We start from the raw sequence: 13,055 nt of genomic DNA, 5'->3' as shown, positions 1-13,055 counted from the left end.
GCACAGCGTCATGCAGCACGAGCCACGGCAAGAGGTCCACTTCGCACTCGGCGGCCGCGTGGTCGTCATCACCGGCGGCGCGCAAGGTATCGGCGAAGCCTGCGCACGCCGCCTGGCGCGCGACGGCGCGGCCGTGGCGCTGTGGGACCTGGCCGACGCCGCCGGGCAGGCCCTGGCCGCCGAGCTGCAGGCTGGGGGCCACCGCGCGCTGTACTGCCACTGCAACGTGTCCAGCAGCGCCGACGTGCAGGCCGCGCTGGCGGCCACGCTGGCCGCCTTCGGCCACGTCGACGGCCTCGTCAACAACGCCGGCATCTTCCGCGCCGCGGAGTTCCTCGACATCACCGAAGCCGACTGGGACGCCGTCATCGCCGTCAACCTGAAGGGCAGCTTCCTCGTCGGCCAGGCGGTGGCGCGCGAGATGGTGAAGCGCGGCCGCGGCGCGGTGGTGAACATGAGCTCGGTGAACGGCCGCCTGGCCATCCCCAGCATCGCCAGCTACAACGCGAGCAAGGGCGCCATCGACCAGCTCACGCGCGTGATGGCGCTGTCGCTGGCCGACCGCGGCGTGCGCGTCAACGCGGTGGCGCCGGGCACCATCGCCACCGAACTGGCGAGGAACGCGGTGCTCACCAGCGAAGACGCCAAGACACGCATCCTCAGCCGCACGCCGATGAAGCGCCTGGGCGAGCCAAGCGAGATCGCCGACGTCTGCGCCTGGCTGCTGAGCGACGCGGCCAGCTACGTCACCGGCGAGATCGTCGTCGTCGACGGCGGCCGCATGACGCTGAACTACACCGTGCCGGTCTGATCAGGCGGCGGCCGGCTGCGGCTGCGGCCGGTGTTCGCGGATCGGCAGGTGCAGCAGCGCCGCTCCGACGGCCAGCAGGATGTCGGCAATCCAGATCCAGTCGTAGCTGCCGCTGGCCTCGAAGGCCTGGCCGCCGAGCCAGGCGCCAAGGAAGCCGCCGATCTGGTGCGTCACCATCACCAGGCCGAACAGCGTGGCCATGTGCGCCGGGCCGAAGAAGCGCGCCACCAGACCCGCCGTGGGCGGCACGGTGGACAGGAAGGTCAGCCCCATCACCGCGGCGAACACCAGCATCACGGCCGGCGTCTTGGGTGCCAGCACGAACAGCAGCACGGCCAGCGCACGCAGCGCGTAGATGGCCGACAGCAGGTGCTTCATCTGCCAGCGGTTGCGCGACATCAGCCAGCCGATGCCCAGGCTGCCGACGATGTTGAACAGGCCCAGCATCGCCAGCGACCAGGCACCGATCTCGGGCGAGAGTCCGCAGGACGCGACCACGCCGGGCAGGTGCGTGCCGAGAAAGGCGACGTGGAAGCCGCAGACGAAGAAGCCGGCGGCAAGCAGCCGGTAGCTCGGGTCGGCGAAGGCCCGGCGCATCGCCGCGCGTGTGCCTTCGCGCGGCGGCGCCGGGGCCGGCGCTGCGGCCGCTGTGGCCGGTGCAGCCGCCTGGCCGCGCAGCACCCAGGCCGCCGGCAGCGCCAGCAGCGTCAGTGCGGCCAGCGTCTGCACCGAGGCCATCCAGCCCGCCGCCGCGGTCACGCCCTGGGCCAGCGGCGCGAACACGAACTGCCCGAACGATCCGCCGGCATTGACGACGCCCGTGGCGAGCCCGCGCTTCTCCGGGGCCACCAGGCGCGTCGTGGCCGCCATCAGCGTGGCCGGCCCGGCCATGCCGGCGCCGCCGGCCGCGAGCACGCCGATGGCCAGGATCAGGCCCCAGGTGCTGGTCATCATCGGGATGAGCGCCGTGCCCAGCGCCACCAGCAGCACGCCCACCACGAGCACGCGGCCGGGACCGTGGCGGTCGGTGACGATGCCGGCCAGCGGCTGCGTCAGCCCCCACCAGAGCTGCCCGAACGCGAACGCCAGGCTCACGCTGGCCAGGCCCAGCCCGGTGTGGGTGTTGATGCTGCCGACGAACAGCCCCATCGACTGGCGCGCTCCCATCGTCAGCGCGAAGGTGCCGGCGGCGGCCAGCAGCACCAGCAGCAGGGGACGGTACGCGGGCGTGTTCGCAGGGTCAGCCATGGGGGGTGTCCTCGGGGTGGGGGGCATCGGTCTCGAGCAGCGGCAGGCACTCGTCGATCAGCGCGTGCAGCGCCGCCACCCGGGCGCTGCCCAGGCGCTCGTTCAGGGCCGACTGCGCGCGCTTCCAGGCGCGCTGCGCCTGCTCGCGCAGCGCGCGTCCGGCCGCGGTGGCCTCCACGACGCGGCTGCGCGCGTCGTCGCCGGTGCGCATCTGCACCAGGCCCTGCTGCAGCAGCGGCTGCAGGTTGCGCGTCAGCGTCGAGGCCTCCAACTGCATGGCCGCGGCCAGCGCACCGGCACGCAGCGGGCCCAGCTTCACCACGTGCGACAGCAGCGAGTACTGCGTGATCTTCAGTCCCGTGGGTGCGACGAAGCGTTCGTAGTGGCGTGTCACCAGCCGGCTCGCCTGGCGCAGCTTCAGGTTGGTGCAGCCGCGCGGGACGGCGTCGGGCGCGGAGGCGGGAGGGCTGGTGCCGTTGTCACGGGAAGGCATGGGCTCGACTATAGTTGCATCTACAACTTTCAGGAGCACCGATGCAAGCATCCTCCGAACTGGAGACCTGGATGGCCGAGGAAGCCGTCCAGCGCGCCCGCAACGCCGGCGGCGCCGGCCCTGGCGTGGCGCGGCCCGAACAGGTCGCCGGCATGGACGGCCTGGCCGTGATGCAAGCCATGCTGCGCGGCGAACTGCCCTACCCCACGATCGCGCAGACGCTCGACTTCCTGCTGCTGCAGGTCGACAAGGGCCGCGCCGTCTTCCAGGGCACGCCGGGGCCGGCGCACCTGAACCCGATGGGCAGCGTGCACGGCGGCTGGTTCGCCACGCTGCTGGATTCGGCGCTGGGTTGCGCCGTGCACTCGATGATGCCGGCCGGCCGCGGCTACACCACGGCCGAACTCGGCGTGAACCTCGTGCGCGCGATCAGCCCGAAGGTGCAGCGCGTGCGCGCGATCGGCGAGGTGCAGCACTGCGGCCGCCAGCTCGCCACCGCCACCGCACGCCTGCTCGGCCCCGACGGCACGCTGTACGCGCATGCCAGCACGACCTGCCTGGTGTTCGAGCTTCCCGCACAATCCCGGGCATGAGACTGCTCCACACCATGCTGCGCGTCGGCGACCTGCAACGGTCCATCGACTTCTACACCAACGTGATGGGCATGACGCTGCTGCGCACCAGCGAGAACCCGTCGCAGAACTACTCGCTCGCCTTCCTGGGCTACGGGCGCAACCCCGAGCACGCCGAGCTGGAGCTGACGTACAACCACGGCGTCTCCAGCTACGACCTGGGCACGGCCTACGGCCACATCGCCATCGGCGTGCCCGACGCGTACGCCGCCTGCGAGAAGATCCGCACCAACGGCGGCAACGTCACGCGCGAACCTGGCCCGGTGAAGGGCGGCACCACGGTGATCGCCTTCATCACCGATCCCGACGGCTACAAGGTCGAGCTGATCCAGCGCGCCGAGGACGGCCCCGGCGCGGGCCTGCGCTGAGCCCGGCTGGACGGCTGCCGCCATGTACCTGCCGAAGCACTTCGAGCAGCAGGACCCGCAGGCGCTGCACGCGCTGATGCGCGCGCACCCGCTGGCTGCGCTGGTCAGCACCGGCGCCGACGGCATGACCGCCGACCACCTGCCGCTGGAATACGATCCCGCCAGCCAGACGCTGCGCGGCCACGTGGCACGCGCCAACCCGCTGTGGCGCCACGCCGACGGGCAGCCGGTGCTGGCGATCTTCCGCGGCCCGCAGGCCTACATCACGCCGTCGTGGTACCCGGGCAAGGCCGAGCACCACAAGGTCGTGCCGACCTGGAACTACACCGTGGTGCACGCGCACGGCACGCTGCGCGCGGTGGACGACGCGCCCTGGCTGCACACGCTGGTGTCGGGCCTGACGGCGCACCACGAAGCACCGCGCGCGCAGCCGTGGGCCGTGGCCGACGCGCCCGACGACTACGTGCAGCAGATGCTGCGCGCCATCGTCGGCATCGAGATCCCGGTGGCGCGCCTGGTCGGCAAGTGGAAGGTCAGCCAGAACCGCCAGGCCGCCGACCGCGAGGGCGTGGCCGACGGCCTGGGCGACGACCCGATGGCCGCGCTGGTCCGGCCCTGAGGCCGGGGCCGCGCGGGTCAGCGCCGCAGCGCCGAGGCCTCGCGCGCCAGCCGCGTGATGCGTGCCCAGTCCTGGGCGTCCACCGCGTCCTGCGGCGTCAGCCACGAACCGCCGCAGACTTTCACGTTGGGCAGCGCCAGGAACTGCGGCGCCGTCTCGGGCGTGATGCCGCCCGTGGGGCAGAAGGACACGTCGGCGAACGGCCCGTGCAGGCCCTTCAGCATCGGGATGCCGCCGGCCGCGGTGGCCGGGAAGAACTTCAGGAAGTCGTAGCCGTCGGCGTTGGCCGCCATCACCTCGCTGGCCGTGGCCACGCCGGGCAGCAGCGGCAGGCCCATGTTGCGGCAGGCGTGGCCGATGTCGCTGTCGTACCCGGGGCTCACGCCGAAGCGGCAGCCGGCGTCCTTGGCCGCTTCGGCGTCGGCGACCGAGCGGATGGTGCCGGCGCCGACGATCGCCTCGGGCAGCGCGCGCGCGATCGCGCGCATGCAATCCAGCGCCGCGGGCGTGCGCAGCGTCACTTCCAGCACGCGCACGCCGCCGTCCAGCAGCGCGCGCGCCAGCGGCACCGCGTCTTCCACGCGCTGCAGCACGATGACGGGGATCACGGGGCCGTGGTCGGCCAGTTCGAGCGGGTTCATCGCCATGTCACAGCGCCTTCCTCGGCGCTCCGTACGTTGCGCCGCATGCCGGCGAAGAGCTCGCGCCCCAGGTCGTGCCCGTGCGCGGCGTGTTGAGCGGGGTCGATTGTCGCCGCCGGGCGTGCCGCCCACGTGACATCGTCCACCAGCGCCTGCAGCGTGCCGGCCTCGGCGTCCAGGCGCAGCACGTCGCCGTCGCGCACCTTGGCCAGCGGCCCGCCGCACAAGGCCTCGGGGCTGACGTGGATGGCCGCCGGCACCTTGCCCGAGGCGCCGCTCATGCGGCCGTCGGTGACCAGCGCGACGCGGAAGCCCTTGCCCTGCAGCACCGCCAGCGGCGGCGTCAGCTTGTGCAGCTCGGGCATGCCGTTGGCCTGCGGACCCTGGAAGCGCACCACCGCGACCAGGTCGCGCTCCAGCTGTCCCGCGGCGAAGGCGGCCAGCAGCGCTTCCTGGCTGTCGAACACCAGCGCCGGCGCCTCGATCACGTGGCGGTCGTCGGGCACGGCCGAGGTCTTGATGACCGAGCGGCCGAGGTTGCCGGTGAGCAGCTTCAGCCCGCCGGTGGCCGAGAACGGCGCCGCCAGCGGGCGCACGATGCCGTCATCGCCGCTCGCCGCGGGCAGCGTGCGCCAGTGCAGTGCACCGCCCTCGGCGAGTGCGGGCACGTCGGTGTAGGCACGCAGGCCGCGTGCGCTGACGGTGGCCACGTCGCCGTGCAGGCAGCCGCCGTCGAGCAACTCGCGCAGCACGAAACCGGGGCCGCCGGCCGCCTGGAACTGGTTCACGTCGGCGCTGCCGTTGGGATACACACGCGCCAGCAGCGGCACCACGGCCGACAGCTCGGCGAAGTCGGTCCAGTCGATCACGATGCCGGCCGCACGCGCCACCGCCACCCAGTGGATCAGGTGGTTGGTGCTGCCGCCGGTGGCCAGCAGCGCGACCATCGCGTTGACGATCACGCGCTCGTCGACCAGCCGGCCGATCGGCGTGAAGCGGGTGCTGCGCTGCGTGATGCCGAGCACCGTGCCCACCGCCTCGCGCGTCAGCGCCTCGCGCAGGCCATCGTGCGGGTGCACGAAGGCGGCACCCGGCACGTGCAGACCCATGGCCTCCAGCAGCATCTGGTTGCTGTTGGCGGTGCCGTAGAAGGTGCAGGTGCCGGGGCCGTGGTAGGCGGCGCTCTCGGCTTCGAGCAGCTCGGCGCGCCCGACCTGGCCTTGCGCGTACTGCTCGCGCACCTTCGCCTTCGCGTTGTTCGACAGGCCCGTGCCCATCGGCCCGGCCGGCACGAACACGCACGGCAGGTGCCCGAAGTGCAGCGCGCCGATCAGCAGCCCGGGCACGATCTTGTCGCACACGCCCAGCAGCAGCGCGGCATCGAAGACGTCGTGGCTGAGCGCGATGGCGGTGGACATCGCGATGCTGTCGCGCGAGAAGAGGCTCAGCTCCATGCCGGGCAGCCCCTGCGTGACCCCGTCGCACATGGCCGGCACGCCGCCGGCCACCTGCACCGTGGCGCCGTGGCGGCGCGCCTCGTCGCGCACCAGGGCGGGATAGCCCTCGTAGGGCTGGTGCGCCGAGAGCATGTCGTTGTAGGCCGTGACGATGCCGATGTGCGGCGCCCGCTCGGCCACCACGCGCAGCTTGTCGTTGGCCGGCAGCGCGGCAAAGGCGTGCGCGACGTTGGCGCAGCCCATCCGATCGCTGCCGCGCGGGCGTGCCGCCATGCGGTCGACCTGATCGAGATAGGCGCTGCGCGTGGGCGCGCTGCGCTCGGCGATGCGGCGGGTGATGCGGGCGATGGCAGCGTGCATGTCGGGAGCAGGTGGCGAGCCTGGTGATGTAACCACGATGTCCATTATTAGGTAACTGGGTTACATCGTCAAATCGATCACCTCTGCCGGGCGCGGTGTTTGCATACCATCGGCGGGTCGCCACCACGCCCCACCCGCGCTTGCACACCGTCGATGCCCAGCTGATCGTGCGCGATCCCGCGCACATGCTCGCCCGGCTGCGCGCCGACTGGGGCGGACAGCGCGACCTGTGGGTGTTCGGCTACGCCTCGCTGATCTGGCGCCCGGAGTTCGACGCCGCCGAGCACCGCAGCGCGCTCGTGCACGGCTGGCACCGCGCGCTGCGCATGCGCTCGCGCATCAACCGCGGCACGCCGCAGCAGCCGGGGCTGGTGTTCGCGCTGCTGCCCGGCGGCGCGTGCCGGGGCGTCGTGTACCGCCTGCGGCGCGAGACGGCCGACGACGAGCTGCAGCGCCTGTGGGCGCGCGAGATGCCCACCGGCGTCTACGACCCGCGTTTCCTGCCCTGCCGCACCGCGCACGGCGTGGTGCCGGCGCTGGCCTTCACGCTCAGCCGCCGCAGCGACGCCTACATGGGCCCGATGGCCGACGAGCAGGTGCTGCACATCCTGCGCCACGCCCGCGGCAAGTACGGCACCACGCTGGACTACCTAGCCGACACCGCGCACGCGCTGCACCGCCACGGGGTGCGCGACCGCGAGATCGAGCGCCTGATGCGCCTGGCCCGCAGCGCCGGGCTGGTGTAGCGCCGCGCTTCAGTCGGGGCTGGCAGCCTCGGCTGCCGCCGCCGCCGAGGCCGGCCCGGCCGCTGCCAGCGCCTGCCGCACCGCGTCGAGGTCGGCCTCGGTGTCGACGTCGACCAGCACCCCGGGGTCGTCGACCTCGGCGGCGACGCCGGGGTAGCGTGCCACGAGGCGGCGCACGCCCTCGTCGCCCTGCAGCGTGACGAGGTCGGAGTACAGCTCGGCCGAGCAGCCCACGGGGTGGCCGTGCCGCCCGCGGTGCTGGGCGTAGGCCACCGGGTGCTGCTCCAGGCGCGACGCCACGGCCAGCAGCGTGGCCGGACGCACCAGCGGCATGTCGCCGGGCAGGATCAGCCAGCCCGGTGACGAGGCCCGCTCGGCGACGCCGGCCGCGATGGCGTGGCCGATGCCGCGGCGCGCGTCGTCTTCGTCGACCAGCACCGTGTCGCGGTGCGCCAGCTGGTCGGCCACCAGCGGCGCCAGCGCCGCGGTCGTCACCACCACCACCGGCAGCCGTGTCTGGATGGCGTTGGCCAGCGTCGTGCCCAGCACCGTGCTGCTGCCCAGCGGCTGTGCGAGCTTGTGGCCGCCGCCCAGGAAGCGGCGTCCGGGGCCGGCGGCCAGCACGACGATGGTCGGGCGGATGTGCATGGTCGGCGTTGTTGTTGTGGTGTCCCGGCGGGCCCTGGCCCTCCTGCCCGGCAAGAATGCGGGCGATGCTGCACTGCAACCAGTGGGACGTTCACCTACGGTGAACCACGTAAGGGAAGGACCGGTGCGGCACGGGCGGCTGCCTATACTCAACCGTATGGACATCGCCGCCCTGCGCAAGAGCTACGAACGCGACGCACTCGACGAGGACGCCTCGGCCGCCGACCCGCTGCAGCAGTTCGAACGCTGGCTGCAGCAGGCCATCGACGGGCAGCTGCCCGAGCCCAACGCGATGACGCTGGCCACCGTCGGCGCCGACGGCCGGCCGTCGACACGCGTGGTGCTGATCAAGGGCTTCGACGCACGCGGCATCGTCTGGTACACCAACTACGACAGCCGCAAGGGCCGCGAACTGGCCCAGCACCCGTGGGCCGCGCTGCAGTTCCACTGGGTCGAGCTCGAACGCGTCGTGCGCATCGAGGGCCGGGTCGAGAAGACCAGCGCCGAGCAGTCCGACAGCTACTTCGCGAGCCGCCCGCTCGATTCGCGCATCGGTGCCTGGGCCTCGCCGCAAAGCCAGGTCATCGCCTCGCGCGCGGTGCTGGTGGCCAACGCCGCGAAGGTGGCGGCGCAGCACGCGCTGCACCCGCCGCGGCCTCCGCACTGGGGCGGCTACCGGCTGGTGCCCGACACCTGGGAGTTCTGGCAGGGCCGCAAGAGCCGGCTGCACGACCGGCTGCGCTACCGGCAGCAGGCCGATGGCTGGCTGCGCGAGCGCCTGGCGCCCTAGGAGTCAGCGCGGCGCTGCCGCCAGGCGGTCGATGGCCGCCAGGAAGCGCGGGAAGTCGATCGGCTTGGTCCAGTAGTCGTCGCAGCCGGCGGCACGCGCCTGGGCGATGTGGTCGGGCATCGCGTTGGCCGACAAGACCACGAACGTGCAGCGCGACAGCGCCGGCTCGGCACGCAACCGGCGCAGCACCTCGAGCCCGCCGATGTCGGGCAGCTGCAGGTCCAGCAGCAGCAGGTCGGGCGGCTCCGCCAGCGCCAGCGCGATGCCCTGGCCGCCGTCGGCCGCCTCGCGCAGGCGCACCTGCGGGCGCAGCGCGAGCAGCTCGCGCACCAGCATCAGGTTGACCGGGTTGTCCTCGACGCACAGCACGCGCAGCGGGCGTTCGCCACCGGCCTGCGGCGCCGCGCCCGCCGGGACCGGCACGGCCGGCAGCGTCAGGCACAGCACCGGGGCCTGGCCGTCCTCGCCCACGGCATCGAGCTGGCCGCCCAGTGCCCGCGCGATGCGCCGGGCCAGCGCGAGCGCGATGCCGCTGCCGTGCGTCGTGGTCGCCGCGGCGCCCTGCGTCGGGAACAGGTCGAACAGCGCCGCCCGCGCCGCGGCGTCGCAGCCAGCGCCGCCGTCGCGCACGCGCAGCACCACCACGGGTTCATCGCCGCTGGCGTCGATGCGGCCCTGCACCTCGACCCATCCGCCCTGGCGCTGCCGGCGCACGGCATGGCCCACCAGGTGCGACAGCAGCTGCTGCAGCTGCCGCCGGTCGGCCCGCACGTGGCCGGGCACGTCGCCGCAGCGCAGCGTCACGCCGTGCTGCCGTGCCTGCGCCTGCCAGCCCTGCAGCACGGACGGCAGCAGCTCGGCCGGCGCCAGCGTCTCGGCGGCGTCGCCGCCCGACTCGGCGCTGGCCAGCGCCAGCAGTTCGTCCACCAGCGTCATCATCTGCGCGCCGGCATCGTGGATGCGCTGCAGCCGCTCGCGCTGGCGCGGGCTGGGCGGCTCGTCGGCATCGTCGCGCAGCAGCTGCGCGAAGCCCAGCACCGCGTTCATCGGCGTGCGCAGCTCGTGGCTCACACGCGCCAGGAAGGCCGACTGGTCGCGGCTGGCCTGCTCGGCGCGCTCGGTCTGCTGGCGCAGCGCGTCCGCCTGCCGGCGCTCGGTGATGTCGAGGTTGATGCCGGCCATGCCCAGCAGCCGGCCCTGGTCGTCGCGCAGCGCCCGTCCGTGCGTGACCAGCCAGCGCTGCTGCCCATCGGGCCGCAGCACGCGGAACTCGAAGCGGTACGGCGTGCCGTCGCGCAGGTGGCTCTGCACCAGGCGGTTCAGCGCCGGCAGGTCGTCGGGGTGGCTGACCTGCAGCACCAGCTCTTCCACCGTGCGGGGGTCGGCCGGGTCGAGGCCGCGCAGGCGGTACATGGCGTCGTTCCAGTAGCCCGCCGTGCCGTCGAGCCGGCGCTCCCAGATGCCCAGCTCGGCGGCCTCGATGGCAAACCGCGTGCGCTCGCGTTCGCGTTGCAGCCGCGCTTCGTTGCGCTGGCGGTCGGTCACGTCCAGGTGCATGCCGAAGGCCACGCGCTGGCCGTCGCGCACGAGGCGGCGCGTCCAGCTCTGCACCCAACGCTCGCCGCCGCTGTCGTCGTCGGGGGCGCGGAAGATCGCGTCCACCACCGCCTGCCAGTCGTGGCTGGCGCGCAGGTGCAGCGCCGTCACCCAGGTGCGGTCGCTGGCGTGCACGTGCTCGTCGATCCAGGTGTCGAAGCCCGGCGGCCCGCGCTGCGGGTCGCGCCGGTGGATGCGGTACATCTGCGCGTCCCAGTACGCCGTGCCGGCGTCGAGGTTGCGGCTCCAGAAGCCCACGCCGATCGACTCCGCGGCAAGCCGCGTGTGTTCGACCAGCATGCCGGCGCGCTGCTGCGCCGCGTCTGCCGGCTCCAGCGGATCTACCGGGCCCACCGCTTGCTCCACGGGCTGCCCGCGGCCCGGCGGGCATGCAGGGCGGGTACCGGCGCGCTTTGCCACACAGGGTCCATGCGGATCAGTGTAGCGGCGCGCCGGCCCGCCGGCCGCGGCTCAGAACGCCAGCCGCAGCCCCGCGGACACGGCCCGGCCCGGCAGCGGCGCCAGGTCGCGCAGCGTGCGGATCGAACTGGCGTTGCTGGCCAGCGTGTTGCCGATGTTGTCGATGCGCGCATACAGCAGCGCCTCGCCCACGGGCAGGCGCTGCTGCCAGCTGAACCACAGGTCGGCCAGCGTGTGGCTGGCCGTGGCGGTGTCGGTGGCGGGCACGCGGTCCTGCGCCGCGGCGTGGCGCAGGCCGAGGCCGCCGCGCCAGTGGCCTGCGCCCATGTCGACACCCGCCCGCACCCGCAGCGGTGCGATGCGCGGCAGCGGCTCGCCGCTGTCGAGGTTGTCGCCGCGCACCACGTCGAGCCCGCCCGTCAGCGCCAGTTGCAGCGGCGCGCCCGCCACGCGCCAGCGGCCGTCGATCTCCAGGCCCTGCAGGCGTGCCGCGACGCCGCGGAACACGTACTCGGGCACCGGATCGCCTTCGACGTCGACGCTGTTGCCGCTGGCTTCCAGCGCGATGTAGCGCGAGAAGCGCGTGCGGAACAGGCTCAGCTGCAGGCTGGTGTCGGCCTGCTTCCAGCGTGCGCCGAGCTCGACGTTGTTGCTGCGCTCCACGCCCAGCGTCGGGTCGCCCACTTCGAAGGCCGCGGTGGCCAGGTGCAGGCCGTTGGCATACAGCTCGTAGTCCGCCGGCGCCCGTTCGGTGTGGCCGACGCTGGTGCTGAGCTGCCAGCCGCCGCCGGCGTCGAACACAGCGCCCAGCGAACCGCTGGCCGGCTGGAAGCGCCGCTGCACCGCGGCGCCGAACTTCGGCTCGGCCGCGTCGGCCGCGTCGCCGTCGGAATCGACCTGCACCCGCTCGCCGCGCAGGCCGGCCGACAGCTGCACGCGGCCGAGCTGCAGCTCTTCGACGACGAACAGCGCGCTCGACCGTGTCCGCGTGCCGGGCACGAAGGCTTCCTCCCCCAGTGCCGAGAAACGCTGGCGTTCGCCCTGCAGCCCGACCACGCCCTGCAGCGGCCCCAGCGGCGTGGCCAGCGCGGCGTGGCGCGCCTGCACGCGCAGCGCGGTGCCGCGGCTGCCGAAGGTGGTGCCCACCGCGCCGTCGCCTTCCACTTCCTGGTGCTGGTAGCGCGTGTGGCTGGCTTGCGCGTCGAGCTGCTCGACCCAGCCGATGCCGCGCTGCGTGCCGGCCAGCGCCACGCGCTCGCGTTCCATGCGGATCGTGACGTCGGGCTCGGCCGTGACGCCGTAGTCGTTGCGCAGGGTCTCCAGCGACATGCCGAGGTGGCCGTCGCGGCCGATCCAGCTGCCGCCGACCGCGCCGCCTTGCGCGCGCGCCGCCGAGTTGCGCACGCGGTCGGTGGGCGGCAGCGCCTCGCCGTCGGCCACGGGCGTGTAGGTCGGCACGCGCAGGTCGTCGCTGCGGCGCGCGAAGGCGTCGGCATGCCACGCGAAGCCGTCGCCGCCACCCTCGACCAGCGCCGCCGCGGCGCGCGTGGACGCGGCGCCGCCCAGGCGCAGTTCGGCACGCCCGCCGACGCCCGCGATGGCCGCGCGCGGAATGCGGTTGTCGATGGTGTTGACGACGCCACCGGTGGCGTTGCCTCCGTACAGCAGCGCCGCCGGGCCGCGCAGCACCTCGATGCGCTCCACGGCCAGCGGGTCGATCGCCACTGCGTGGTCGAAGCTCAGGCTCGACGCGTCGAGCGTGCTGCCGCCGTTGTCGAGCATGCGGATGCGGTCGCCGTCGAGGCCGCGGATCACGGGACGGCTTGCGTTGGGCCCGAACCAGGTGGAGGCCACGCCGGGCAGGCCGTCGAGCGTCTCGCCCAGCGTGCCGGCGCGACGCAGCGTGAGGCCGTCGCCCGCGAGCACGCTGACCGGGCTGGTGGTGGCGTCGCGGCCCAGCGGGTTGCCCGTGACGACGATGGTGGTGACCGCGCCGGGGGTGGCGGTCTGCGGTGCCGGAGCGGCGGGGGTGGTCTGGGCCGCGGCCGGCAGGCCGGTGATGCCGGCCGCCACGGCGGCGGCCAGCAGCGTGCGCTGCGGCAGGAAGTGGGGGCGAAGGAACATGGGGGAATCAACCTCGGATGGACGGGGCTGCGCAGGCGGCAACGGCCGCGCGCAGCAGTGGCGCCGCGGGCAGCCCGGGGCCGCCGCGGTGCGACGAATGGA

General features: G+C 73.6%; 13 protein-coding genes. 6 read left to right on the top strand and 7 right to left on the bottom strand.

The window, feature by feature from the left end; translation table 11 throughout:
* The first annotated feature begins 10 nt into the window (after nucleotides 1–10).
* A complete protein-coding gene (locus ACPOLB_RS22175) occupies nucleotides 11–811 on the top strand; it encodes an SDR family NAD(P)-dependent oxidoreductase (RefSeq protein WP_425258212.1) in 801 nt (266 codons plus the stop codon).
* Here ACPOLB_RS22175 and ACPOLB_RS22170 read toward each other — a convergent pair whose 3' ends face one another.
* Together ACPOLB_RS22170 and ACPOLB_RS22165 are read right to left on the bottom strand one after the other, a co-directional pair.
* Nucleotides 812–2,059: an MFS transporter gene (locus ACPOLB_RS22170; protein ID WP_425258211.1), complete on the bottom strand. Its 1,248-nt coding sequence runs from the start codon at nucleotides 2,057–2,059 to the stop codon at nucleotides 812–814. It abuts the gene before it with no gap.
* Nucleotides 2,052–2,552, bottom strand: a complete 501-nt coding sequence (locus ACPOLB_RS22165) for a MarR family winged helix-turn-helix transcriptional regulator (protein WP_425258210.1) — start codon at nucleotides 2,550–2,552, stop codon at nucleotides 2,052–2,054. The genes ACPOLB_RS22170 and ACPOLB_RS22165 overlap by 8 nt, the downstream gene beginning before the upstream one ends.
* 71 nt (nucleotides 2,553–2,623) lie before the next feature.
* On the opposite strand from ACPOLB_RS22165, the gene ACPOLB_RS22160 reads away from it, so the two are divergent.
* Genes ACPOLB_RS22160 through ACPOLB_RS22150 form a run of 3 tightly spaced genes read left to right on the top strand, consistent with a single transcriptional unit; the run spans nucleotide 2,624 to nucleotide 4,171 of the window.
* Complete coding sequence (locus tag ACPOLB_RS22160) at nucleotides 2,624–3,145, top strand: PaaI family thioesterase (protein WP_425261959.1); 522 nt, start codon at nucleotides 2,624–2,626, stop codon at nucleotides 3,143–3,145.
* Complete coding sequence (gene gloA, locus ACPOLB_RS22155) at nucleotides 3,142–3,552, top strand: lactoylglutathione lyase (protein ID WP_425258209.1); 411 nt, start codon at nucleotides 3,142–3,144, stop codon at nucleotides 3,550–3,552. Before ACPOLB_RS22160 ends, gloA begins: the two co-directional genes overlap by 4 nt.
* Nucleotides 3,553–3,574: 22 nt before the next feature.
* Nucleotides 3,575–4,171 (top strand): FMN-binding negative transcriptional regulator, encoded by a 597-nt coding sequence (locus tag ACPOLB_RS22150; protein WP_425258208.1) that lies wholly within the window; start codon nucleotides 3,575–3,577, stop codon nucleotides 4,169–4,171.
* 17 nt (nucleotides 4,172–4,188) lie between these two features.
* On the opposite strand, the gene ACPOLB_RS22145 is transcribed toward ACPOLB_RS22150, so the two are convergent.
* Together ACPOLB_RS22145 and edd are read right to left on the bottom strand one after the other, a co-directional pair.
* Nucleotides 4,189–4,818 (bottom strand): bifunctional 4-hydroxy-2-oxoglutarate aldolase/2-dehydro-3-deoxy-phosphogluconate aldolase, encoded by a 630-nt coding sequence (locus ACPOLB_RS22145; protein WP_425258207.1) that lies wholly within the window; start codon nucleotides 4,816–4,818, stop codon nucleotides 4,189–4,191.
* Nucleotides 4,809–6,629: a phosphogluconate dehydratase gene (gene edd / locus ACPOLB_RS22140; RefSeq protein WP_425258206.1), complete on the bottom strand. Its 1,821-nt coding sequence runs from the start codon at nucleotides 6,627–6,629 to the stop codon at nucleotides 4,809–4,811. Before edd ends, ACPOLB_RS22145 begins: the two co-directional genes overlap by 10 nt.
* Before the next feature lie 140 nt (nucleotides 6,630–6,769).
* Between edd and ACPOLB_RS22135 the strand changes: the two genes are divergently transcribed.
* Entirely contained in the window at nucleotides 6,770–7,375 is a 606-nt protein-coding gene (locus tag ACPOLB_RS22135; protein ID WP_425258205.1) for a gamma-glutamylcyclotransferase, read from the top strand.
* A gap of 9 nt (nucleotides 7,376–7,384) precedes the next feature.
* Here the strand turns inward: ACPOLB_RS22135 and ACPOLB_RS22130 are convergent, their stop codons facing one another.
* A complete protein-coding gene (locus ACPOLB_RS22130) occupies nucleotides 7,385–8,023 on the bottom strand; it encodes a nucleotidyltransferase family protein (protein ID WP_425258204.1) in 639 nt (212 codons plus the stop codon).
* Between the two features lie 157 nt (nucleotides 8,024–8,180).
* Here ACPOLB_RS22130 and pdxH point away from each other — a divergent pair, with 157 nt between their 5' ends.
* On the top strand, nucleotides 8,181–8,813 hold the full coding sequence (gene pdxH, locus ACPOLB_RS22125; protein ID WP_425258203.1) for a pyridoxamine 5'-phosphate oxidase: 633 nt from the start codon (nucleotides 8,181–8,183) through the stop codon (nucleotides 8,811–8,813).
* Between the two features lie 3 nt (nucleotides 8,814–8,816).
* Here pdxH and ACPOLB_RS22120 read toward each other — a convergent pair whose 3' ends face one another.
* Together ACPOLB_RS22120 and ACPOLB_RS22115 are read right to left on the bottom strand one after the other, a co-directional pair.
* Nucleotides 8,817–10,763 carry a PAS domain-containing protein gene (locus ACPOLB_RS22120; RefSeq protein ID WP_425258202.1) on the bottom strand — a complete coding sequence of 649 codons (1,947 nt, stop codon included), beginning with the start codon at nucleotides 10,761–10,763 and terminating at the stop codon, nucleotides 8,817–8,819.
* A gap of 117 nt (nucleotides 10,764–10,880) precedes the next feature.
* Entirely contained in the window at nucleotides 10,881–12,953 is a 2,073-nt protein-coding gene (locus ACPOLB_RS22115) for a TonB-dependent receptor (RefSeq protein WP_425258201.1), read from the bottom strand.
* Nucleotides 12,954–13,055: the final 102 nt, after the last annotated feature.

Source organism: Rubrivivax soli (genome assembly GCF_049810355.1).
Taxonomy (GTDB): Bacteria; Pseudomonadota; Gammaproteobacteria; order Burkholderiales; family Burkholderiaceae_C; genus Rubrivivax.
The sequence above is the reverse complement of the archived record's forward strand: the minus strand, read 5'-3'. Positions and strand labels throughout refer to the sequence as shown.